The organism is Lysinibacillus boronitolerans JCM 21713 = 10a = NBRC 103108 (assembly GCF_000772935.1).
GTDB lineage: Bacteria > Bacillota > Bacilli > Bacillales_A > Planococcaceae > Lysinibacillus > Lysinibacillus boronitolerans.
Window position 1 is genome coordinate 214,512 of the sequence record NZ_JPVR01000077.1, and the last position, 25,123, is coordinate 239,634.

23 protein-coding genes and 1 pseudogene are annotated in these 25,123 nt (G+C 38.3%); 3 read left to right on the forward strand and 21 right to left on the reverse strand.

All coding sequences use genetic code 11. The features are described 5' to 3' along the window. Positions 1-390 precede the first annotated feature (390 nt). The 15 genes from CD31_RS15390 to lplA all read right to left on the reverse strand — a co-directional run bounded on the left by CD31_RS15390 (position 391) and on the right by lplA (position 14,812). On the reverse strand, positions 391-933 hold the full coding sequence (locus CD31_RS15390) for an acyltransferase (protein WP_016991706.1): 543 nt from the start codon (positions 931-933) through the stop codon (positions 391-393). 5 nt (positions 934-938) lie between these two features. Further along, positions 939-1,580: a pyrophosphatase PpaX gene (gene ppaX / locus CD31_RS15395; RefSeq protein ID WP_036078831.1), complete on the reverse strand. Its 642-nt coding sequence runs from the start codon at positions 1,578-1,580 to the stop codon at positions 939-941. A 13-nt stretch (positions 1,581-1,593) separates the two neighbouring features. Next, positions 1,594-2,415 (reverse strand): prolipoprotein diacylglyceryl transferase, encoded by an 822-nt coding sequence (gene lgt / locus CD31_RS15400; protein WP_016991708.1) that lies wholly within the window; start codon positions 2,413-2,415, stop codon positions 1,594-1,596. Between the two features lie 46 nt (positions 2,416-2,461). After that, positions 2,462-3,397, reverse strand: coding sequence for an HPr(Ser) kinase/phosphatase (gene hprK / locus CD31_RS15405; RefSeq protein WP_004227974.1), 936 nt, complete (start codon positions 3,395-3,397; stop codon positions 2,462-2,464). A 142-nt stretch (positions 3,398-3,539) separates the two neighbouring features. Continuing rightward, positions 3,540-3,863 (reverse strand): cytochrome c551, encoded by a 324-nt coding sequence (cccB, locus tag CD31_RS15410; RefSeq protein WP_036078833.1) that lies wholly within the window; start codon positions 3,861-3,863, stop codon positions 3,540-3,542. A gap of 48 nt (positions 3,864-3,911) precedes the next feature. Beyond that, a complete protein-coding gene (locus tag CD31_RS15415) occupies positions 3,912-4,754 on the reverse strand; it encodes a YitT family protein (RefSeq protein WP_036078835.1) in 843 nt (280 codons plus the stop codon). A 163-nt stretch (positions 4,755-4,917) separates the two neighbouring features. Beyond that, positions 4,918-6,147 (reverse strand): EAL and HDOD domain-containing protein, encoded by a 1,230-nt coding sequence (locus CD31_RS15420; RefSeq protein WP_036078836.1) that lies wholly within the window; start codon positions 6,145-6,147, stop codon positions 4,918-4,920. A gap of 165 nt (positions 6,148-6,312) precedes the next feature. Beyond that, positions 6,313-6,960, reverse strand: a complete 648-nt coding sequence (locus CD31_RS15425) for a VTT domain-containing protein (protein WP_036078838.1) — start codon at positions 6,958-6,960, stop codon at positions 6,313-6,315. A 249-nt stretch (positions 6,961-7,209) separates the two neighbouring features. Then, positions 7,210-8,757 (reverse strand): fatty acid--CoA ligase family protein, encoded by a 1,548-nt coding sequence (locus tag CD31_RS15430; protein WP_036078841.1) that lies wholly within the window; start codon positions 8,755-8,757, stop codon positions 7,210-7,212. Positions 8,758-8,899: 142 nt separating this feature from the next. Further along, positions 8,900-10,834: an FtsX-like permease family protein gene (locus CD31_RS15435; protein WP_036078843.1), complete on the reverse strand. Its 1,935-nt coding sequence runs from the start codon at positions 10,832-10,834 to the stop codon at positions 8,900-8,902. Then, positions 10,806-11,582, reverse strand: a complete 777-nt coding sequence (locus CD31_RS15440; protein WP_004230460.1) for an ABC transporter ATP-binding protein — start codon at positions 11,580-11,582, stop codon at positions 10,806-10,808. The genes CD31_RS15435 and CD31_RS15440 overlap by 29 nt, the downstream gene beginning before the upstream one ends. 12 nt (positions 11,583-11,594) lie before the next feature. Next, positions 11,595-12,020, reverse strand: coding sequence for a hypothetical protein (locus CD31_RS15445; RefSeq protein WP_036078845.1), 426 nt, complete (start codon positions 12,018-12,020; stop codon positions 11,595-11,597). A gap of 11 nt (positions 12,021-12,031) precedes the next feature. Continuing rightward, positions 12,032-13,015, reverse strand: coding sequence for a sensor histidine kinase (locus tag CD31_RS15450; RefSeq protein ID WP_036078847.1), 984 nt, complete (start codon positions 13,013-13,015; stop codon positions 12,032-12,034). Next, entirely contained in the window at positions 13,015-13,719 is a 705-nt protein-coding gene (locus CD31_RS15455) for a response regulator transcription factor (protein ID WP_036078849.1), read from the reverse strand. Before CD31_RS15455 ends, CD31_RS15450 begins: the two co-directional genes overlap by 1 nt. Positions 13,720-13,819: 100 nt before the next feature. Further along, the gene (gene lplA / locus CD31_RS15460; protein WP_036078852.1) at positions 13,820-14,812 is read right to left on the reverse strand and encodes a lipoate--protein ligase; all 993 of its coding nucleotides are present in this window, start codon (positions 14,810-14,812) and stop codon (positions 13,820-13,822) included. Positions 14,813-14,956: 144 nt separating this feature from the next. Here lplA and yhfH point away from each other — a divergent pair, with 144 nt between their 5' ends. Further along, the gene (gene yhfH / locus CD31_RS23035) at positions 14,957-15,082 is read left to right on the forward strand and encodes a protein YhfH (RefSeq protein WP_004230455.1); all 126 of its coding nucleotides are present in this window, start codon (positions 14,957-14,959) and stop codon (positions 15,080-15,082) included. Between the two features lie 424 nt (positions 15,083-15,506). Here yhfH and CD31_RS15465 read toward each other — a convergent pair whose 3' ends face one another. The 6 genes from CD31_RS15465 to CD31_RS15490 form a co-directional block, all read right to left on the reverse strand. Continuing rightward, positions 15,507-17,696 (reverse strand): YhgE/Pip domain-containing protein, encoded by a 2,190-nt coding sequence (locus CD31_RS15465; RefSeq protein ID WP_036078854.1) that lies wholly within the window; start codon positions 17,694-17,696, stop codon positions 15,507-15,509. A 132-nt stretch (positions 17,697-17,828) separates the two neighbouring features. After that, positions 17,829-18,401, reverse strand: coding sequence for a TetR/AcrR family transcriptional regulator (locus tag CD31_RS15470; RefSeq protein WP_016995101.1), 573 nt, complete (start codon positions 18,399-18,401; stop codon positions 17,829-17,831). Between the two features lie 121 nt (positions 18,402-18,522). Beyond that, positions 18,523-19,047, reverse strand: coding sequence for a FixH family protein (locus CD31_RS15475; RefSeq protein ID WP_036078856.1), 525 nt, complete (start codon positions 19,045-19,047; stop codon positions 18,523-18,525). A 3-nt stretch (positions 19,048-19,050) separates the two neighbouring features. Then, positions 19,051-20,439 (reverse strand): sensor histidine kinase, encoded by a 1,389-nt coding sequence (locus tag CD31_RS15480; protein WP_016995103.1) that lies wholly within the window; start codon positions 20,437-20,439, stop codon positions 19,051-19,053. Beyond that, on the reverse strand, positions 20,436-21,119 hold the full coding sequence (locus tag CD31_RS15485; RefSeq protein WP_016995104.1) for a response regulator transcription factor: 684 nt from the start codon (positions 21,117-21,119) through the stop codon (positions 20,436-20,438). The genes CD31_RS15480 and CD31_RS15485 overlap by 4 nt, the downstream gene beginning before the upstream one ends. After that, complete coding sequence (locus CD31_RS15490) at positions 21,119-22,087, reverse strand: YncE family protein (protein ID WP_312124365.1); 969 nt, start codon at positions 22,085-22,087, stop codon at positions 21,119-21,121. The genes CD31_RS15485 and CD31_RS15490 overlap by 1 nt, the downstream gene beginning before the upstream one ends. A 182-nt stretch (positions 22,088-22,269) precedes the next feature. Here CD31_RS15490 and CD31_RS15495 point away from each other — a divergent pair, with 182 nt between their 5' ends. Both CD31_RS15495 and CD31_RS23040 read left to right on the forward strand, forming a co-directional pair. Then, positions 22,270-23,355: a glycosyltransferase family 2 protein gene (locus CD31_RS15495; RefSeq protein WP_016995106.1), complete on the forward strand. Its 1,086-nt coding sequence runs from the start codon at positions 22,270-22,272 to the stop codon at positions 23,353-23,355. Between the two features lie 178 nt (positions 23,356-23,533). Continuing rightward, positions 23,534-25,123: pseudogene (locus CD31_RS23040) on the forward strand (collagen-like protein); the annotation flags it as partial.

The following is a 25,123-nucleotide window of genomic DNA, read 5'->3' on the forward strand; positions in this document are numbered from 1 at the left end:
TACTTATTATTCTGTTAATTATACACATTGAATTGAAAAGACTTGCAAAAAAAGCTTGACTCATTTTTCTTATAATTTGACAAAATGCTTTAGCGAGAACAAGAGTATGTCTAAAATGTGACAAATCAATCATCAATAGACTATTCTCAATATCCAAACCCTGTGACAAAGTGTCACTTCACTCAACTGAAAACATTGATAGGACTGCAATTAAATTAACTTTTGTTGAAACAACTTGCTTAGGCGATCATGACACTTGTAAATTCAAATCAGACTCTGACGTAACTCTTATATAAACAGTAAAAGCTACTCCAAAAAATAGTGTGTTTTGGAGTAGCTTTTTTATGCTAAAAAACTCACGAAGTATAGATCATACTACGTGAGTTTTTATTATTTCTTTGGTGTACACCACTCTACAACCTCATTACGTTTGCGCTCTGCCATTTGTTCAGCAGTGTAAATAATTTGCATCGGATTCCCCCCTGCTAAACAGCCTGCTGGCACATCCTTATGTACAAGAGTGGCAGCTGAAACAATGGCGCCATCACCAATTGTTACTCCTGGTAAAATGGTTGAATTTGCCCCAATCATTACTTCATTTCCAATATGCACATCACCTAAGCGATATTCCTCTATTAAATATTCATGTGCTAAAATGGTTGTGTTAAATCCAATCACAGTGTTGTCTCCAATGAAAATTCGTTCAGGAAACATGGTATCTGGCATGACCATTAAGGCTAATGACGTTTGCTTTCCAATAGTCATGCTTAAAAACGTACGATAAAGCCAGTTTTTCACACGTAAAAAGGGTGTGAAGCGTCCGATTTGAATGACAATGAAACACTTCATCACCTTCCAAAAGGACACCGTGTCATATATATTCCAAAGTGAATTGGCTCCTTGGACACGGTAACGTTCTGTTTTACGCGCCATCTACCTTACCCCTCTTTCACAATATCAAATAAATCTGACATATGTTGCAACATATATTCTGGTTGATACTGCTGTAAGTAAGCCTCTCCCTTAATTGCCCAAGCGACACCTGCTGCTCTTACACCAGCACGATGTCCAGCTTCAATATCGTGCGAATTATCACCAATCATAATCGCATAGTCTTTTTCTATTCCTAATCTTTCCAACGCAAGTAATACTGGCTCTGGATCAGGCTTCACATTATTCACATCATCTGTACCAATACGTACATCAAATAGATGTGTTGCACCAAGAATAGCAAGTCCACGATCGATGGTCTCATTACGTTTCGTCGAAACAATAGCCAATCGTATACCTTGCGCTTTTAATTGCTCAAGTGTTGACACAACATCAGGGTATTGGCTAACTAGTTCATCATGGTGTGCAATATTCCAAGCTCGATACATTTCTATCAAAGTATCTTCTTCACCTGGTGCAATGTCATTAAATGTCTGTTTCAATGATGGACCGATGAATTTCAGGCAGTCTTTTGGCGAATATTGCCCGGGAAATCGCTCATTTAATACATGCATAAATGTTTGAATGATTAAATCATTTGTATTCAGTAAAGTTCCATCAAAATCAAATAGTAGTGCCTTTACAGCCATTTTTTACAACCCCTTATTTATTATCCAAGTATTTTACGGCTGGTTTCACCTTTATTCTACGATAAATAATGGCACCTAGACCCACTACAATACCAATAATGGATACAACCTGTGCTGAACGTAAATCTCCAACTAAGTAGAGGCTATCTGTACGCATTCCTTCGATAAAGAAGCGACCGATAGAATACCAAATTAAATAACTAAAGAAAATTTCACCACGATTTAAGTTCACTTTGCGCAAAACTAATAAAATGATAAGCCCAATTAGGTTCCAAACCGATTCATATAAAAAAGTGGGATGTACATAAGAACCTAATTCTTCGATATACATTTGATTAATAATCCAATCTGGTAGCATTAGGTTTTCTAAAAATGCTTTCGATACCTCACCACCATAAGCCTCTTGGTTCATAAAGTTGCCCCATCGACCAATAATCTGCCCGATTAAAATACTAGGTGCTGCAATATCTGCTACTCGTAAAAAGCTTACATTTTTTATACGAGTAAATATGTAAGCTGTCACAAATGCCCCGATGAGTGCACCGTGGATGGCAATACCACCATTCCATATCTCAATGATTTTGCCTGGATTTTCGCTATAGTAATCCCATCGCATTGACACATAGTAAATACGTGCACAGACAATGGATATAGGCACTGCCCATAATAATAAATCTGCAAGAAAGTCTTCAGGCAAACCTCGCTTAACGGCCTCTCTCTGCCCAACAACATAGGCTAAAATGATTCCCGATACAATCAGCAATCCATACCAACGAACTGGAATTGGTCCTAAATGAAAGGCAATCGGGTCAATTTGCAATAGTAATAAATCCATTTTCTACTCCTCTCAATATCCAATTAACAATATTGTTTAAAAATTTTTAATCGTCTAACACATCATTTGATGAAATCACTTCATCTAAACGTCTTGAAAATTCCTCTGCCGCATTGACGCCCATTTTCTTTAAACGATAATTCATCGCTGCTACTTCAATAATAACGGAGACATTGCGCCCTGGTCTTACTGGAATTGTTAATTTTGTTAGTTCCGTATCGATTATTTTCATTTTTTCTTCTTCTAAGCCTAATCGATCATAAACTTTTTGTGGATCCCATATTTCGAGTTCAATGATGAGGGTAATACGTTTATAGGGGCGTACTGCACTTGCACCAAATAGTGTCATAATGTCAATAATGCCGATGCCTCGTATTTCCAATAAGTGCTCTAATAAAGGTGGAGGGCTTCCAATTAATAGGTTCTCTGATTCTTGACGAATTTCAACACAATCATCCGCTACTAAACGATGACCTTTTTTTACAAGTTCAAGAGCTGTTTCACTTTTACCCACACCACTTTTACCAATTATAAGCACACCGATGCCATAAACATCGACAAGTACCCCGTGCGCTGCTGTCATCGGAGCTAAGCGTCCCTCTAAGTAGTTCGTCAATCTACTCGAAAATTTGGTTGTGGTCATATGTGTTTTAAACACAGGTACATGCTTTTCGTTTGATGCTTGAATAAGCTCCTCTGGTACTTCTAAATCTCTAGAAATAATGATAGCAGGCGTGTCCTGTGAACAAAGTAAACGCATACGCTCAAGCTTAACATCTGCTGGGAGCATTTCAAAAAAGGAAAGTTCAGTCTTGCCGAGTAATTGTACACGATTCGCTGGATAATGAGTAAAGTATCCTGCCATTTCAAGCCCTGGTCTTGAGATATCGCTTGTCACAATTGTCCTGCCTATTCCTTCTTCACCAGCTAATAACTCTAACTTAAATTTCTCCATAACATCTCTTGTTAATACTACGACCAATGAAAAAGCCTCCAATCAATGGATAAGGTTCACCTTATTTTAGCATGTCTATGTGTAAAAGAAATGTATTTACTCTCAATACAGCGTTTGCTTGCACTAAAAAAACTAGCGGCTCTCCAGCCCGCTAGTTTTTAAAAAGCAATTATTTTTGAGTTGCTAACCACTTAGCAACTGCCTCAGCATCTGCACCTTTTACTAATCCTGCAGGCATGCCGTTTTTACCATTATTTATAATATCTAAAATTTCTGATTCAGACAAACGTGAACCTACATTATTTAATGCTGGACCATTTGCACCTTGTAGCTCGCCACCATGACAAGTAACACAAGATTTCATCGCAATTGCTTCGCCATTTGGCTCTGCAGCACTTTCATTACCATTATTAGATGCAGTTTTATCTCCGCCGCCACATGCAGCTAAGAAGATTGCTGATCCGAACACTAATGTTAACATTGCTTTTTTCATTAGTACCCCTCCTCATAATAAATACCTTACGCCGCCATTATACCAAAATTATGCACGTTTGAAACCTTCTCCTAATACCTCGTATGCATCAGAAACGATAACAAACGCTGATGGGTCAACGCTTTTAATGAGTTGTTTCAGCTTTGTGAATTCTGTTTGATAAACAACAACCATCAGTACTGGTCGTGCCTCTCCTGTATACCCACCAATTGCTGGTAACTTCGTTACACCACGATTAATTTCAGCATAAATGGCTTCTCTAACCTCATCTTGTTTCAATGTAATGATATAGACCATTTTAGATTGACTAAAACCTAGCTGAATAATATCAATCGTTTTTGTGGTAACATAAAGTCCAATGAGAGCATACAAACCTTTTTCTAAGTCAAAAACAATTGCTGCACTAATTGCGATTACGCCATCTATTAACAGCACACTTGTTCCAAGCGACAATCCTGTATACTTCGTAATGATTTGCGCTAGTAAATCAGTGCCACCAGTTGAAGCATTCCCCTTAAAGACCATTCCTATTCCTAGTCCAACAACAATTCCACCAAAAAGAGCACCCAATAAAGGATTATCAGTCCAAGGTTCCCAGCTATTTGTTAATAAAACAATAAACGGTAACGTAATTGTCCCAATAAAGGATTTTATCCCAAATTTTTTGCCCAGTAATAAAACACCAGCAATAAAAAGCGGAATGTTAAACGCATACTGAACAATTCCCGGATTCCAGCCAAACAAACCATGCAAAATCGTACTAATTCCACTTACCCCACCTGAAGCGACTTGATTTGGTAATAAAAAGACATTAAAACCAATAGCAATTACTGCCGCTCCTACAATGACATACACATACTCCACAATGCTATCTCTCACATCATGTTTCATTTCCCCACGCCCACTTCAACTATCAGAATTTTTTAAAGACGAGATGATTATAGCAAATACTTTTAGCATTGAGAACTTCATCTTGATGAAGGGATACTTTATTGAGGATCTGTAAAATAAGCTATCTTACTGTAATCAATAAGATAGCTTTTGCTGAATTAGTTTAAAATGATTTTTCTGCCCATTCAATGGCTTCATAATATAAAAGATCAATGTCAACTAACTGAATATTCAACTGTACAGCTAGCTCTTCTAAGCGCGGCCAATCTAGTTTACTTAACGCAACACTAAACTCCAAATAAGGAGTCATTTCCGTTTCAAAGCCTAGAATGGTATTCGTAATATCCTCTGAGAATGGTAGCTGCTGTAAAATAACATTCATCGGTCTTTGAAGTAATGTATCAATTAGAGAAAACATGCCGACTAAAAAATACTCTGAGAAATTCTTTTTATAAGCTAGCTTAGCTAGTTTTTCACAAACCTTAGCTCGGAATAAAGACGTACACATCACTTCTTTAAAAAGATCGGAATCGGCATCAATATCAATTTCACGCATGGCCAATAAATAAATCCATTTACGTAGATTTGATACACCCAATAACACAATCGCTTGTTTGATGGAGCGCACTTTCGATTTAGAACGTTTAGATGAGTTATTAATCATTTGCAATAACTTGTATGTTAATGAAATATCACGTTCAATATTTTCTGCTAACAATTGAATATTCGGTTCTTCCTCTTTTAGTAAGGAGATAGTGTGAATATATTGAATCGCATTTGCTGGAATGTCTGTTGCTCGTATTATTTGCGGTTGTTCAAAAAAATAACCTTGAAATAACACATAGCCAGAGGATTTAGCGACTTCAAATTGATGACGCGTCTCTACTTTTTCAGCAAGCAATTGAATATGTGGAAACTTCTCCTTAACTTTATTTTCGATTTCCATTCTTTTTACAATGGAAGAAGCTAAAAAATCCACCTTAATATAATCAATTTGTTCGAATAATTCATCATAAACTTCCACTTGATCATCCATCATAAAATCATCCAAAGCGATTTGAAACCCCTGTTTTTTTAGCTCAATTACACGTTCCACTAATTGATAGGTAAGTGGAACATCTTCTAATATCTCAATCACTACCTGTGAGGGATTTAAAAATTCATATATAGAGCTCATCAATAAGTTTTCAGTAAAATTTACAAAACCAGGTTTACCTTTCGTTACCTCTTCAAAACCAATTGAAAGAAATGAGTTCACAAGTACGTCAATCGTTGCTGCATCTGAATCGACCATTGGAAAGGCATTTACGTTTTTGCTACGATATAACAATTCATATGCAACGACTTGCTCATGAAGATTAAATATAGGCTGTCTGCCAATGAATACTTCCATTCCGTTGCCCCCCATTTCTCCATTTTCTAGTAATTTATAGTATAACATTTTTTACGACCTGATGCTTATACTTCAAGCTAACTTAACATGCCAAATCGGCTTTTTTAGATAATTAAAAAGAAAGGACAGTCCCCCGTGACATTGCTCACTTGAGGACTATCCATATTATTTACCGACTCTGGATTTTATTGCTCCGATCACTGCAGGCACAACCGATATAAAGATAATCAAAATCAATACAACTGAGAAGTTATCTTTAATAATTGGAATATTCCCAAAGAAGTAACCTAATAATGTACAACTGAATACCCATAAAATAGCACCAAAAATATTATAAAATAAGAAATAACTATATTTCATTTTACTTGCACCCGCCACAAACGGGATAAATGTACGAATAAATGGCATGAAACGAGCGATCACGATCGTTTTCCCACCATGTGTATTAAAGAATTTTTCAGCTGCTTCCATACGTTCCTTTTTAACAACTCTACCGAGGAGGCTCTTTGGTGGAATAGATGTCCCTACCTTATGTCCAATATGATAATTCACCGTATCTCCCAAAATAGCTGCTGCTAAAAATACAGGGATTAAAATCCACATATCGAACGCGCCCATTGCTGCTGCTAATGTTCCACTTGCAAATAACAAGGAATCGCCAGGTAAGAATGGGAAAATAACAACGCCTGTTTCTACAAAAACAATCGCAAATAAAATAAGATAACTCCAATTGCCAAAATCACGAATAATTTCTTCTAAATGCACATCAATATGCACAATAAAACTTATTAACTCCTTAATGAGTTCTAACATGTTTTTGTATGCTCTCTTTCAATAGTATTTTTACCTAAAAGCTTTGACGTGGCTTCACCTCAAAGGGTTCCAGTTTTGTACGTCTTTTTACATTACTTCCTCACTATATGACAAGCCCTCGAAAAGTATGTAGAAGATTTCACAAGTTTGATTTTATCACTTACTGATATCTACTCTCAACTGATTTTACTATTATACGAATAATGTACAAAAAAATAGCTACCATTTTTCAATAGTAGCTTTTCTTGCTTAAACTTTTTCTTTTAATGAGCGTCTTAATATTTTTCCTGTAGTGTTTTTTGGTAGTTCATCCAGTATCTCAATTACCTTCGGAACCTTGTACTTCACCATATGTTTAGCACAATAGGATAGAAGATCGTCTGTTGTAGTAGCCGCTACTTCTTTTAACACAACATAGGCATGTACCGCTTCCCCTAAGTTAGGGTCTGGGAAGCCTACTACTGCTGCCTCCACAATATTATTATGGGCAAACAGCACTTCCTCCACTTCACGTGGATAAACATTGAAGCCCCCCACAATAATCATGTCCTTTTTACGGTCAACAATGTAGAAATACCCTTCTTCATCTACCTTTGCTAAATCTCCTGTATAGAGCCAGCCGTCACGAATCGCCATCGCTGTTTCTTCAGGCATTTTATAGTATCCCTTCATCACATTGGGACCCCGTACAATTAGCTCTCCAACTTCGCCCACAGGTACTTCCTGACCATTGACATCGACAACTTTGTTCTCAACATTGCTGATAGATGTTCCAATAGAGCCAGCTTTACGATCACGATCTAGTGGGTTAAAACATGTAACAGGTGAAGCTTCGGATAAGCCATATCCCTCTGACACACGCACATTAAATTTCTGCTCGAAATTATGTAATAGCGCAACAGGCAAGGAAGCGCCACCTGAAATAGCTAAACGAATAGTCGAGAAATCTTCAGGATTGCCTTCCGGTAATTGGTATAAGAAATTATACATAGTAGGAACACCAGCAAATACCGTTGCTTTTTGCTCTCTTGCTAAAGCAAAAATTTCGCTAGGGCTAAAGCGTGGTGCAAGTAAAACTGTTGCTCCACTTAATAAAGGTGCATTAACTACAACCGTTAAGGCAAATACATGGAAGACAGGAAGTGTCGCAATAACACGGTCCTCTGCATTAATGCCTAAATAATGAGCAACATCTCGTGCATTTGAGTACACATTACCATGTGTCAGCATGGCCCCCTTTGGACTACCTGTAGTTCCTGAAGTATATAAAATAATGGCATTGTCATCATCTGCAACTTCAATAGGTTGTAAAGATTGAGTTGTTTTGGCGATGACATGTGTAAATAAATGTGTTTTTTCTTGTGCTTGTGGTGATAAAGCTGCCACTTTTTCCGCTATATCTGGTGTTGTTTCACAAACTATAAATGTTTTTACTTGTGGAAATGCTTGTACACCTTTTTCAACCAATGGTAGCAACATATCCAGAGCAATGACCGCTTTTACATCTCCATTATGCAAAATATAAGAAATTTCATCAGGTGTATAGATTGGATTAACAGGTATTGCCGTTGCCCCTAAGCGCATTGTTGCATAGAGAGCAATTAAGTAATGTGGCGTGTTGCCGAGTAAAAACGCCACATGATCCCCTTTTTCAACGCCTAAATCTTGTAATCCTTTTGCAAAGCGGCCAACAGTATGCTCAAATTCCCCGTAAGTCGTATCTTTCCCCATAAAATGATACGCCACTTTTTCAGGTTGTTCTGTTGCCTGTTGACGAACACGTGAAACTAAATTCAATTACACCATCCCCTTATCGTATAAAATGAATCGCTATTCAGTAATATTATATAAGAAATATATCTAAAAAACAATGAGTCTTTTTATCTCATGTCATAAATTACGTTAAATAATTCATTTTTTTCTCTTTTAAACCATTACCTCATGAGCGAATATGGGAGATATAGCGCCATCGAATTAAATAAAAATAAACAACTTGTATTAAGACAAAAAAGCCAAAAGCAAAGAATACTTCTTTTACAATCGATATATTTGCAAAGTCTCTTAAAATACCTTGAACCATTAGAAAAGCAAAGGCACTATGCATCATCGCAACACCCCAAGGTAAGAAGAATTGGGGAAACAAATGGCGATTAACTAGCTTTTTTAGCTCCGTATCTGTTAAACCCATACGCTTTAACACATCAAATTTACGCTTTTCACGTTCGAGGGATGTATGCAATTTAAAATAGATAAAGCTACCAGCCGCAAGTAAAAATACAGTAGCTACTAAGACACCCACTAATGTAAATAATGAGTAGGTAGCTAATATATAAGAATAATTTAATCCTGCATTTTCAAAGTAAAAAGGGCTAAATCTATTCTTTTTAATAAAATACAGATTGGATTCTAGATGTTCTATATCCTTACCGATATCCTTTGTTTCCATCCATTGAGGAATAACAAATGTAAATAGATGATAGCTTGGTTGAATAATATCTTGATCGGAAATCGGATGAATAAGCTTAGCGAAGTCTTCATCACTAATGACAATCGAATTAACACTTACAATCGAGCCTGGAAACACAATTTTTGGATAGACACTATCGATAGTGAGCGGTATATTGTTTTCTTCTAAAACCGTCTGCACGACTCGATCTTTTAATTTTTTTAGGGAATCCTCCGAATAAGGAATGAATACTGCCTCACCTGCTCCCAGATTTAATAATGGATAACTATAGGAAGAAAGCAAGACATTCATATCGGACTCGCGAAAAACCTCCACTTCATTTCGCGTGTAGGAAGAGGTTTGCTTTACAACAATAAATCGGGATAGCTGATAAGATAAACCTTTCTCCTCTAATTGTAGCCTTAAAGAATTGATATGCTCCCGTTCATATGGGTTATCGACATCCCCCTTATATACCAGTCCGAGTGGATTTAATCGATCATATTGAGTGGTATAAGAGGACATCGTCGCTAATACACCAACAGATAAAAATGCAAGTGTCGATACCATCGTCACAACGAAAAACATTTTCACGTTATCCATCATTATATGCGTTTGTTCTGCTAGTGACAGGAGACGATAACGTTGCCAATGATATTTGCGTTTCCCACGTGCTAAATCTAAAAAACAAGGCACGGAATCACTGAAAAAATAATAGGTGCCAAATGTTGCAGAAAATGGTATTAACAGCGTTAGCCCGATTAGTGATGTATGACCCACAACAAACGCGAGGACATACGTCGTTACAATTAAAGCAATACCATAGAAAGCTCGTATTTTGGAATACGTTGTTAAGCTATTTAAATAATCACTGCCTTTAATAAGATCTCGTAATTTTCTCTCTCGTGTAAAATACACACTAATAAAAGAAATAACGAAAAATGCACTTGTGAAAACACCAATCGTCAGTAAAAATGGCTCCCATGAAACGTACAGTGGTAAATCATCTAAATGTAAAATTTCCCGAACAATCATAAAAAAGAATTTTGAAAATGAGAAACCAAAGACAATTCCTACAATAATGGAGCCTGTTCCAATAATCATTGTCTCTAAAAAGACAAGTCTATTCATCTGACGTTTTTCCATTCCCAAATGCAATAAAATGGCAAACTCATGTGATCTGGCCTCTAAAAAAGCACTCATGGAATAATATAAAAAGAATAATGTAAACAGGACGAGAACAATTTCAGCCCCCACCATACCAATGAGAGACATCTCCCCTAATATCCCACGTTCAATATCAGGGTGAAACATCAACATAGAATAGATAAAAAATACAGCCACAGAAAAAAAGCTTGCCATGAAAAAGGCACCATATATCCGGCTGTTCCGCACGACATTACGGTAAGCGAATTGTCGAAAGGTCACCTACTTGCCCTCCTCCTAGTAAGCTCAAAACATTTAATATCCGTTGGAAAAACATCTGACGACGGTCATCTCGATAAATTTCATTAAAAAATTCACCATCTTTAATGAATAACACTCGATCACAATAACTTGCTGCAATCGGATCATGCGTGACCATCACGATTGTCGTTTGTTTATCCTGATTCACCTTTGTTAATAGTTCAAGCACATCACGTGAAGAATTTGAATCTAAATTACCTGTCGGCTCGTCCGCTAAAATGAGACTAGGATTATGAATAAGTGCACGACCAATTGCCGTTCTTTGTGCCTGTCCCCCAGATATTTCATTTGGACGTTTATGAAGGAAGGAAGTTAAGTCTAGCTTTTCTACAATACTTGCCAGACGCTCCTCCATTACCTCTAGCGGCTGCTGATCTAACGTTAAGGGCAACACGATATTTTCCTCGACCGTCAGCATATGCAAAAGATTGAAATCCTGAAACACAAAACCGAGCTGTCTTCTTCTAAAGTACGCAAGCTCTGTTGCATTCAATTTATGTGGATTCATTCCATCCAGTATGATTTCTCCACTAGTTGGTTCATCGATGGTCGAAATAATATTCAGTAATGTCGTTTTACCGCTCCCTGAGGGGCCCATAACAGCTAAAAACTCGCCTTCTTCCACGTCAAAGCTCAATTGATTTAATGCACGATGTGTTACTTTACCTTCGTACACTTTTGTCACATCTTTAATTTGCAAAATAGGCATACTTCATTCACCTTATTTCTTCGTTAATTCTAAAGATTGAGGTAAAAGCCACTGTAATACGACCTCAAAACCAATGTGAAAATGAGGCTCAGTTAAAGCCAGTATTGACTCTTCCTCTACTAAACTAAAGCAATGCTCCCCAACAATTACATCCCAAGCATCCATTTCACCCTCTACGATTGCCCCACATACAGTATAATACCCACTATACATAATCTGTTGACCGTCGACAGGAAAAGCATTCAATAATGTTGGTTGTTGTAAGTTTAACCCAAGGCTATTTGAAAAATGCAGTAGTTCTTCATCTAACTTTTCATTTGCCAGAAGAAAATTTTGATAGGCTAATGGATCCCCTGCTTGCAGATGTGTCATATAAAGCGCATTTGTTTTTTCCTTATCAATCGTTAGTTTCCAATCTTCAATACGTACCTCTACCATCCTAGTGCCCCCTAATTTGTAAATGTTACTGTCACAATCGTCCCTTTCCCTACTTCAGATGTAATAGCCAGCTCATGCCCTAGCTTTTCACAGATTTCTTTGGCTAAATAAAGGCCCATCCCAGTTGATTCCCCTGTTTTCCGCCCATTTTCGCCAGTAAAAAAGGCTTTCGTAACTCGTGAAAGATCGGAAGCGGGAATCCCAATACCCTCATCGCAAATCGCAAGCTGTACATAGTCATCCTTTTCAATAGCAGAAATAACAATTTTTTTATTGGCCTCAAACGTGTATTTCACTGCATTGGTGATAAATTGTCCAAGAATGAAACGAAGCCATTTCGAATCACTGGCAACAATTAGATCGTCCTCAATATGAATTTCCGGAAAAACTCTTTTCGTAATAAATAAACGTTTATTTTCATTAACAGTTGCAGTTACAATGGCTTTTAGCGCAACTCGCTCTACTTGCATATCATCCTCAAAATTTTCTAGGCGTGCATTAACAAGTACCATATCCAAACCTCTACGCAAACGATCAATTTCCTCCTGAACATTCTTTTTATCAAGAGGACGGTCATCCTGTAATAATAATTCAATCACTGAAATAGGAGTTTTCATTTGATGGACCCATTGGTTCATAAACTGATCATGTCTTTTTTGACTTGCATATAAAGCATGCAGCTCATGTTGATAAAGTCGATACAACTCATGCATATACTTCTCGGTTTGCATAGCTTCTGGCGTTTTTGCGTTTTTTTGTAGCACATCTTCCATTGCTGTTGGAAGCTGAGTTATCTTCAATAAGTAGCGTTGTCGCATTAGATAACGAACTAGTAAAAAGGATGCTAATAGTACAAGGCTAATACAAAAGGAATAAATTGCCGTATCTATATTTCGAAAACCGTCTAGTGCATAGATAACCATGATGAAGCCAACCAATAAGAGCTGGAACACAATAAATGAGGCATAATCACGTAAAAAAAGCTTCCAGCCCACTATAGCTCACCTGCACTTAATATGAATCGATAGCCTGCACCACGGACCGTTTCAATTGTTGACGATATATGATAATCCGCTAACTTTTTTCGAACTCTGGTCATATTCACATTCAATGTGTTTTCATCGACAAATGCTTGATCGTCCCAAAGCTCCTCTAACAATTGCTCACGTGACACTACTTTCGGTGCATTGCCCATCAATAGCTCTAAAATGATACATTCTTTTTTCTGAAGTGGTATTTCTAAATCATTTTTATGTAGCTCCATTCTTTCTAAATGAAGTACAAGCTGTCCTTGCTTGATCGTCCGTTCTTCTTGCCTTACTGCATATTCACCATATGTACGGCGTAGATGACTACGGATTTTAGCCAACACAATTTCGTAGTTAAAAGGCTTTGTAATGAAATCATCGCCCCCATTTTCAAGTGCAAAGATTTGGTCCATTTCTCCAGAGCGAGCAGAAATGAAAATAATTGGGCATGTTGTATGCTGACGTAGCTGGCGACACCAATAATAGCCATCGTAAGCAGGTAAATTTATATCAAGCAGCACCATATGTGGATTAAATGCTGTAAATTCTTCTATAAGATGATCAAATTCTTGAATTGTTGCAACTTCGTATTGATATTTTCTAAGCGTTTCCGCTAATAATGACGCAATTTTGACATCATCTTCAACTATGAATATTCGATGCTTTTCCATACCAACACTCCTTTCTTTCTATATTGTATCAAAAAAAGATTCGACGACATAATTGTCAGCGAACCTTTAGGCTAAAACATTACACGAAACCGTATTTTCCTTAATAAATTAATTGTAAAAAGTCCTCAGTTGAAATTCCGCCAAAATATGTAGGAATATCAATGTCTGCTAATGTCTTAGCAATGGCCGCTCTGTCATAGTTTGTCCCAACTAAGCGCTGTTCTATATCAGCCATATCTCCTACACCAAAGAAATCTCCAAAAATATGCGCTTCTTCAATCACACCATGATTTACTTCTAGGCGAATATCAATGCCTCCTGTTGGGAACCGATGTGTTTTTTGAATATTAAAGCGTGGTGATTTCCCAAAATTCCACTCCCATGTTTGATAGCGCTCTTCTGATAGCTTATGGATATTTGCCCAATCTTCTTCGGTTAACTCATAATAACGAATATTTTCTTCCCCGCCAAAAATGGATTTTAAAATTTCAAGACGGAATTCCTCAACCGTCATTTTCTCTTTTAAAAACTCTGAGATGTTTGCTACTCGTGAGCGAATCGATTTAATACCTTTTGATTCAATTTTATCCTTTTTAACCTTTAAGGCAGAAACAACCGCATCAATTTCTGTATCGAACATCAAAGTTCCATGACTGAACATACGTCCTTTTGTAGAGAACTGAGCATTTCCTGAAACTTTACGTCCCTCTGCTAGTATATCATTGCGTCCTGAAAGTTCTGCATTTACACCCATTTTTGCTAGAGCATCAACTACTGGCTGCGTGAATTTTTTATAATTCATGAAGCTATCGCCATCATCATTTGTAATAAAGCTGAAGTTAAGATTCCCTAAATCGTGATAAACAGCACCACCACCTGAAAGACGGCGCACAACAATAATGCCATTGTCCTCTACATAGTCTGTATTGATTTCTTCAATTGTATTTTGGTTCTTACCGATGATGATAGACGGTTGATTAATGTAGAAAAGGAGCACCGGCTCTTTCTCAACGTCCATTGTTTTTAACAAATACTCCTCAATAGCAAGGTTAATGCGTGGATCATGGATCCCTTTATTATCAACGAAAATCATAGTTCACGTTTCCTCCTTCACAAAATATCCATATTTATTTTACCGTAAATTAGGCATTTTGTGTTGACGAAAAGCATCTGTTATAATACACTAGAAAATATCAAAACAGTAATAGTACAGATGAACTTAAAGGAGGAGTCCACAATGTTAGAAAACGTAGTTGAATTTTTCAAGAATTTACCTGCAAAGCAATGTACTGAGTGCGGTGAAAAAATGGAAGAACAAAGCGAATGCTACAGCAACACTTGTGAAAAATGTAACCACCTATAAGCATTTGCCTATTCTGATATAGTCATATACGTGCCCCACACGTAGCAATCATGACACCCTTCATCATATTTTGATGAACCCTTAATTAAATCTCTTACACTTACAAAAAACAACAGCTGATACGCTCATATCAGCTGTTGTTTTTATGTTGTTGAAAAGACTATGTCACTAGCAGTGAGCATACATCCAAAAGCAGTTCTTAGCGAAACCTCGAATGGAGCTCGTATGGTTGGAAGCAGCTTGCTACTCGTTCACAGGAAAGTAGCCTGAAATAGAAATCCAATTTCACCTTTCTATGGATGGTTTTGTTTTATTTACGTCATTTGAGGCTGAAGAATTAGCGTTGTTTGTTGATAACGTTCACTGAACATACTCGGATCTAAACAAAAAAGCACTCACCGTTCATTGGGTGAGTGCTTCATAATTAGTTTTCTTCAGCCACTTTAGAGTAACGTTTATTGTGCAGTAGCATGAAATAACCAAATGTGATAGCTAAGAATGCTACTAAGAAACCAGCTAGAACACCATAGTTTTGCATTAAGAATGACGTATCACCAGTAGAAATACTTGATTTAAATGCTTGAACTGTATATGTCATCGGTAATAGCTTGTTAAATACTTGTAATGGTGATGGAATTAATTCTAATGGGAATGTACCTGCACTTGTTGTTAATTGTAAAATCAATACAACAATTGCCATGAAACGTCCTGGATCACCGAAGATTGAAACAAGCATTTGGATTAAGGCTAAGAATACATAGCTTGTTAATAATGCTGTTAAGATAAAGTAGCCCATGTTATTCACTTCAAGTCCTAGGCCCCATTTTACAATGACTACTGTTAGTAATGTTTGCACTAAACCTACGACTGCTAATACAGTCACTTTACTTGTAAACCAAGATGCTCCGTTTTTAGGACGAATAGCAGGTTCAACAAGTGGGAACACAATCGAAATTAATAATGCACCTACGAATAAGCCTAGTGAAATAAAGTATGGTGCAAAACCTGTACCATAGTTAGGAACATGGTTTACAGACTCTTTTTCAACTTCAACTGGACTACCTACCATATCATACGTATCTTGATTTGCTTTGACTTCATTTGCTTTTTCACTAGCCTCACCTAGTTTGCCAGATAAAGTAGCTGTACCATCTGCTAGCTCCGTAGAACCATCTGCAAGTGTTGCAGATCCTTGTGCTAGCTCACCAGATTTTGAAGCAAGTGTAGAAGTACCTTGATTTAATGTTGTTGTACCATTCGCTAATTCATTTAATCCAGATGCTAATGTTTTTGAACCTGTTACAGCTGTATTCACACCTGCATGTAGTTCACCTAATTTAGCGGCTAATGTGGCATTACCTGCTTGTAGACCTTTTGCACCTTCCAATAAAGCATTACTTTTAGCTGTTAATGCATTCGCACCAGCTAGCACTTCTGCTTGACCTGCTGCAATTTGGCTTGCACCAGAGCTTACTTGATTAGCACCGGCTTGTAATTTTTCTGTACCAGCTGATAAAGATGTTAAACCGTTATGCACACTAGCACTACCTGCCTGTAATTCTGCTAATGTTTGTTTTAATGCTGCCGCTTGTTCTTCAGGCATTGAAGCCATCATCGTTTGTAATTGATTCGATAGGGCTGTAATGCCTGCCTCCACTTTTGCAGAACCCGCTGTTAATTGGTTTGCTGCACCATTCAAAGCACCCGCGTTCTCAGCAATAGATGCTGCACCTGCACTAATTTGCTGTTGCTTATCGTTTAAAGTGTTTAGACCAGCTCCAACTTTAGCAACACCTTGTGTATATTGAGATAACCCCTGTTCAAGGCTCGTTGCACCATTTGCAGCTTGCTGTGCCCCCTGTTGTAATTGAACAGTGCCATCTTGTAGTTTCACTAAACCACTAGATAAGTCATTCGCGCCTTTTGCAGCATCTCCCGCACCTTTTGTTAATTTATCAGTACCATTTGATAATTCAACTGTGCTTGATGCTAGTTGCTCCAGATATCCTTTTAAATCTTTTGCACCATTTGCTACTTTTTGTGCACCCTCATCTAGCTTATTTGAGCCATCTGCTGCCTCTGTAAAGCCATCCCCAAGTGTTGCAATTGAATCAAATAATTTTTCAGCATAAGTCGCGGATACTTGAGAATTTACTTCAGCACGTACACGATCCATTGCTGTCTCACCAATTTGAGCACCAAGGAAGTTTAATCCCTCGTTTGGAATGTAGTTCATCACTAATTTTGATGGTTTATCATCTAATAGTGTTGTTGCATGTTCAGAGAAATTTGTTGGAATTTCTAAAATCATATAATAGTCGCGATTATTTAAGCCTTTTTCAGCTTCCTCTTTTGAAACTTCTATAAAGTTAAATTGCTCGCTATCTATCAATTTATCAACTAAGGTATCCCCCAAGTCTAATTTAACGCCATCCATCTCTGCGCCAGTATCCTCATTAACAACAGCTACTGGAAGATTAGGAAGCCCCGCATAAGGATCCCAAAACGCCCATAAAAACATACCCGCATACATTACTGGAATAAATAATACAGCAATGATGGAAACAAGCATTTTTCTTGTTTTAAAGATCTTTAGCCACTCAGCTTTAATCATATAATATCCTCACTCCTAAACTATTTGACCGAAAACGTCATTTGGTCATTTTCATTCAAAAAAAATAATCAACCTCGACAATTGTGCAAAAAGAGTACTTGATTCGATACTTTTACAGTGTATTTTATCGAATCAAGTTAGAATCAAACCTCGAAAGATTGTTTCCTTAAAAAGATTAAGAATCTTTTCTTCGGGAATCACATCACCGTGTAACTCATGCCAATCGACAACAAAAGCAAGATATGCCTTCAGCAATAAGTAACTAACTAGCTCCGCATCACATTCTCTAATTTCACCTTTATTAATACGTCGTTGTATTAACTCTGCGACATACGATAAGATTTCAGTCTCGATACGGAGTAGCACCTGTTTAACTGCTGGTGTTCGTAATTCTTTTTCTTCCTCGATTAGCTTTGCAAATAAAAGATGTTTTTCTCGGAACTGTAGCATTTTCATTAAAGCATTATGCGCATTATCCATAAAGCTTGCTGATGCATCCAACACTGCATCTGCTTCACCTTTCATCTCTCGTACAAGTGACATTGCGATCTCTTGAAATAAAATTTCTTTATTTGCAAAGAATGTATAAATCGTACCTTTACCGACATTGGCAATTTTCGCCACTTGCTCCATTGTTGTTGCCTTGTAGCCAAACAATGTAAAAGATTTTGCAGCTGCTTCAAGAATTTCCTGCCTACGATCCATTAGTAACATCCTTTCTTGTTAGGTTATGTACATCTCTCGTACACTTTAATAAAAATGACCAGAAAACCATTTCGGTCATCTGGTCATTATCATATTCCTATTTCAAAAAAATTGCAAGCCTTTAATGATGATTTTTTTCATCTTTTTTGTCGTCATCATGATCCATACCATTTGAAGTGTCATTATTATGATCCATCATGTTATTATCCATGCTGTTATTGGCTTTTTCATCCTCTGGGACAACCTTAGTCATATCAGGGCTTCCAGCAATAATTTGTTGTTTTGGCATATTATGAACACCGTTAGCTGTTGTATGTGCATACATATAATACACACCATCATGTTCAAATGTAGTCGTTGCTTTATAAACACCATCTTGCTCTAATTTCCCATCAATCATTTGTCCTTCATCACGTTTTCCTGATTCCCAAACTTCAAATTCTACTACAGCATCATCCACATTTTCTCCACCCTGTTCAACATGTGCTGCCAGCTCAATCGTTTCATTGAGTGCTACTTCTTTTGGTGTTAAAATTTCAACTTCTGGGATTTGAGGTACTTCTGGTTCTGGCAGTGCCTCTTTTTTTTCTCCACATCCTACTAATAATGTAGGGACTGCAATTAGCGCAAATAACCACTTTTTCATCTTTTAATCCTCCATTAATGGCAACCGTATCTTTACGGATGTGCCTTTTTCAACAACACTTTCAATTTCTAATGTACCCTGTAACTGTTTTAATAACTGTTCAACAATAGATAAACCCAATCCACTTCCACCGTCCGCACGACTTCTTGCTTTGTTAACGCGATAAAATCGTTCAGTAACATGTGTTAAATCCTCAGCAGGAATACCAATTCCATAATCCCTAATGGTAATTTGTGCACTACCAGCCTTTTCAACAGCCACTATTTCCACCTTAGAATTTTCATGCGAGTAATTAATCGCATTTTCAATAATGTTAATAAAAATTTGTTTTAGCTTTACTTCATCCGCTTCAATAATCAGTGCATCATCTACATCTAAATATAAAGTTATGTTCTTTTTATTTGCTTGATGTGCTAAGATTTTTTGAACCTCTCGTAATGTTTCTCCTAACGGAATTGGATATAACTCAATATCGGTTTGTTCATTTTCTGTTCTTGCCAGTTGAAGTAATTCGTTTGTTAAGCGTTCCATACGGTTGGCCTCACGGACGATTAGCTGAATGGTTTCTTCTTTTTGGCCTTCTGTAATGATGCCATTTTGCATGGCTTCGCTATAGCCCTTTACATAGCTAATCGGTGTTCGTAATTCATGGGAGACTGTTGCCAAAAACGTTTTTTGTGCTTCATCCTCTTGCTGAATTGCCTCTGCCATTTTGTTAAAGGTACTAGATAATTTACCGATTTCATCTCGTGAATTGACAGGTACACGAGTCTCATAATTCCCATAGGACATCTGCTCCACTGCAAGCTGTAAATCGTTTAATGGTCGCATAATATGTCGAATTCCTTTATAAATTAAATAGCTAACAACTACTAAAAATATAAAGGCACTAATAAACAATAAAATAACGCCACTATTAGCCAATTCACTGATTTTAGCCAGTGGAAAATAAATATAGATAATACCTTCTAATCGATTTTGATCAACAAGTGGTACAACCACCGAAATAAGTTGTCGATCAAACCGAGGCTCGTACCCAATTTTTTGCACATATTTTCCTGCTAGTAATTTTTGTCTTTCCTCTGGGCCAATCAATGTCTCATAATCTATATCAAATGGAACACAGGCACTTAATTCACGAGGATTCCTTACCGCAAATATATTCAAATTGGAATAATCATTAAATTCTTCAATATCTGCAATAAATTCATCCGTAACCTTGCCATTATCATACATCGTCTGAAGCTTTAAGCCGACTTCCACCATTGTATCTTCTGTATCCTGTACATATAAGCGTTGATATAAAAAATTTGTGAGCACATACATAAAGACAACGGTAATAATTAAAAAAGCGAAAATTAACAACCAAATGCGAGTGGCAATCTTTTTCATTCGCCAGGGTCAAAGCGGTAGCCCACTCCCCAAACGGTTTGAATATGCGAAGCCGCATCCTTTCCAAGCTTTATTCGTAAGGTTTTAATATGTGTATCAACCGTGCGCGTACCACCTACATAATCAATATCCCAAATGCGTTCTAGTAGTTGCTCCCTCGAATAGGCATTACCTGGATTTTTCATAAATAAGTGTAAGAGCTCAAATTCCTTTAAAGTAAGTGGAATACTCTTTCCATCAACAGATACTTTACGTGCTATTTCATCTATTTTAATAGAGCCATAAATCACGTACTTTTGCTGTAGCTCTGTAATATTTGCACCACTTCGTCTTAATACAGCATAAATTCTGGCTACGAGTTCTTCATGTGTAAATGGTTTAACAATATAATCATCCCCGCCAAGGGTAAGACCTTTCACCTTATCCTCATTCGCATCACGTGCAGTCAAAAAAATAATCGGCACATTTGACATAGCACGAATACTTTGACAAACAACAAAACCATCCTCATGTGGCATCATTACATCAAGTAGTACTAAATCTATATTTTCACGTACTATTACATCGTAAGCTTCCGTTCCACTAGCGGCAGTAAATGTCTCTATATCAGAGTTCTTGAGCATCATTTCAATTAAATTACGCATATCCTGCTCATCATCAACTATTAATACAGTTGTCATTATTGTTCCTCCCTTACTAACAGCTGAAAGGCACCTTTCCCTACATCAACTGTTTTTTCCTTCTGGCCATCTTTTATAAAGTACAATGTGTGATCATCATAGCCAGCGACAACAATATAATCTTTAAACTGGTCCACTACAAAGGGATTTGCCCCAACCTCTTGCTGCCATAATATATGTCCATCAAAGTCTGCCACATATAACTCATTATGACCATGACTCACAACAAGAACAGCATCTTTGGTCTTTTTTAAGCCTACTGGCATCAAAGGCATGTCGATCTCTCCATGCAGTTGACCTGTAGTCAAATCATATTTTTTAACAGAACTATTTGGCTTACTTCCTTCTCCATGACCACCAACCCATAGCTCATGTGTTTCTTCTAGAACAGCAATTCCATGTGCAGATTTTTGAATCGGCCACTCTTGCTCAATTGTTAAATCCTTCATATTTAACACCGATAATTTTGTATCTTTAAAATTAATAACATATAGTTTATCCCTATACGATGTCATTGACATTGGATAATTGCCTAGTTGTTGTGTAGCTAGCTGATTTCCTTCTTGATCAAAGCTTGTCACTGTATTGGTTTTACTATTCGTGATAAAAAATTGCTTGATGTTGTCATCGTAGTATACATTGGTCGTACCAATCTCTACTTTTTTTGAATAGAGCTTTTCTCCGGTTGATATTGTATAGACGTCAATGTTATTTAGTTGGTGTCCATATAATAAAACTTGGTCATCACCTAATAGTATGGCTCCTGAATAAGCCTTATCAAATAACCATGTCGCAAGTACAATCCCATCCTCATCAATAAAATCTAATGATGGCTCTTGTATGTTTAATGAAGCTATAAAACTTCGTTCCCTTTCAATGGGTTCATATGACTTTTCAGCGCAACCCGCTAACCATATAATTTGTAGTAACGAAAAAATGAAGAATGCCCATTTTTTCAACTTTATCACCTCTGCCCCTTAACTATACTTCACAATTGTGAAATTCGGGTGAAACTTGGAAGGTAAATTTATGACAAACCATGAAAATACATTTCACATTTCATGCTCGCAATTCCTCTAACAGTCTAATCATCCAACCAATATTTCCGTCCTAACATATATTACAAAGATAATGTAAGGAGGAATATAGTATGATTTCCATTAGCTTATGTATGATTGTAAGAAATGAAGAAGAAGTTATTGGTCGTTGTCTTGAGTCCGTCAAAGATATTGTAGATGAAATTAATATTGTTGATACGGGATCAACAGATAATACAAAGCAAGTGGTTGCACAGTATACAGACCGAATTTTTGATTTTAAATGGATACATCACTTTGCAGCAGCACGGAACTTTTCCTTTCAACAAGCAACAAAGGATTACATCCTTTGGCTTGATGCCGACGATGTTTTTTTAGAGGAAGATCGCCAAAAATTAAAGGCACTCAAAGCATCTCTTAACTCTGATATTGATGCTGTTTCAATGAATTATCATTTAAGTTTCGATCATGAGGGAAATGCAGACGCCTTAATAAGAAGATATCGACTTGTCAGAAGGGAGAAGCAATTTCAATGGATTGGTGCTGTTCATGAATATTTAGAAGTTAGTGGTATGTTGTTTGATAGTGATGTCGCTGTTAGCCATTTACCATTAACACACGATCACTCACGCAATATTACGATTTATAGACAACTGATTGAAGCTGGAGAAACACTATCACCACGTGATACATTTTATTTTGCTAATGAATTAGTAGATCATGGCCTGTTTGAGGAAGCTATTTATTATTATGAATTATTTTTAACGTCCAAATTAGGGTGGGTTGAAGATAACATTCGTGCCTGCTTAAAATTAGCAGATTGCTATTCCCATTTAAACGATAAAGAAAACAATCTCAGTGCTATACTACGAAGCTTTGAATACGATATCCCCAGACCAGAAGCCTGCTGTCGCCTAGGCTATCACTTTATGGAACAATCTAGAAATTACGAAGCTATATTTTGGTATGAACAGGCTCTAGTTATTAAACAGAAGCCAAATGCCCCCTTTCAGAACAAAAGCTTTTCTACATGGCTACCCCACTTGCAGCTCTGTGTTCTTTACGACCGCTTACAACAATATGAACTGGCCAATGCCCATAATGAATTAGCGGGCTCGTTTATTCCAAATGACCCCAAAATTCTACACAATAAAGAATATTTCAAGCGCATTTTAACAATCATTCAAAATGACTCTTAAAAATATCAACAACCATCTAAAAAGTTTCAGCTCATCTTCACATGATAAACATCCAATTATCTTAAAAATATTTGCAACGAATCTATAAATAACTCTCTATTTACAAGTAATTAATAGTTATGTGTCTACCTCCTTTATCATTACGCAGAATACGATATTTGAGAGAGGAGGTGAGACTATGCATTTTGGAAATTTTAAAGATAGAGTTTGCAGTAGATGTCATTCATTTCCTTGTTGTTGTAAAACTGGTCCTATTCCAAGTTGTCCAATTTGGCCAGTGAAACCTACAGGACCGACTGGGGGAATAACTGGACCTACAGGTAGTACTGGGGCGACTGGCGTTACTGGTGTTACTGGCGCTACTGGCTCTACTGGCGCTACTGGTGTTACTGGCGCTACTGGCTCTACCGGCGTTACTGGCTCTACTGGGGTCACTGGGGCTACTGGGGCTACTGGTGTAACTGGCGTTACTGGGGCGACTGGGGTTACTGGGGCTACTGGGGCTACTGGGGCTACTGGGGCTACTGGAGCTACTGGGGCTACTGGGGCTACTGGGGCTACTGGAGCTACTGGGGCTACTGGGGCTACTGGGGCTACTGGGGCTACTGGCTCTACCGGCGTTACTGGCGCTACTGGTGCAACCGGGGCTACTGGCGTTACTGGCTCTACTGGTGAGATCGGGGCTACTGGGGCTACTGGGACTACTGGGGCTACTGGCGTTACTGGCGCTACTGGGGTCACTGGGGCTACTGGCGCTACTGGTGTTACTGGGGCTACTGGCTCTACCGGCGTTACTGGCGCTACTGGGGCTACTGGGGCTACTGGGGCTACCGGCGCTACTGGCGCTACTGGCGTTACTGGCGCTACTGGCTCTACCGGCGTTACTGGAGCCACTGGCGTTACTGGCTCTACTGGGGCTACTGGTGTTACTGGTATTACTGGCTCTACCGGCGTTACTGGCTCTACTGGGGTCACTGGGGCTACTGGTGTAACTGGCGTTACTGGCTCTACTGGTGCAACCGGGGCTACTGGCGTTACTGGAGCCACTGGCGTTACTGGGACTACTGGTGTAACTGGTTCTACTGGTGTAACTGGGGCTACTGGCTCTACTGGTGCAACTGGGGCTACCGGCGCTACTGGCTCTACTGGCGTTACTGGCTCTACTGGTGCTACCGGGGCTACTGGCGTTACTGGGGCCACTGGCGTTACTGGCTCTACTGGTGTAACTGGGGCTACTGGCTCTACTGGCTCTACTGGTGCAACTGGGGCTACCGGCGCTACTGGCTCTACTGGCGTTACTGGTGCTACTGGTGAGATCGGGGCTACTGGGGTCACTGGTTCTACTGGTGTTACTGGCGCTACTGGCTCTACCGGCGTTACTGGAGCCACTGGCGTTACTGGCTCTACTGGCATTACTGGAGCCACTGGCGTTACTGGCGCTATTGGTGTAACTGGGGCTACTGGCGTTACTGGCTCTACTGGTGCTACCGGGGCTACTGGTGTTACTGGCTCTACTGGCTCTACTGGTTCTACTGGCGCTACTGGTTCTACTGGTTCTACTGGCTCTACTGGCTCTACTGGTGCAACCGGGGCTACTGGCATTACTGGAGCCACTGGCGTTACTGGGACTACTGGTGCTACTGGTGTTACTGGAGCTACTGGTGTTACTGGGGCTACTGGTGTTACTGGTGTTACTGGTGTTACTGGTGTTACTGGTGTTACTGGCTCTACTGGCTCTACTGGCTCTACTGGCTCTACTGGCTCTACT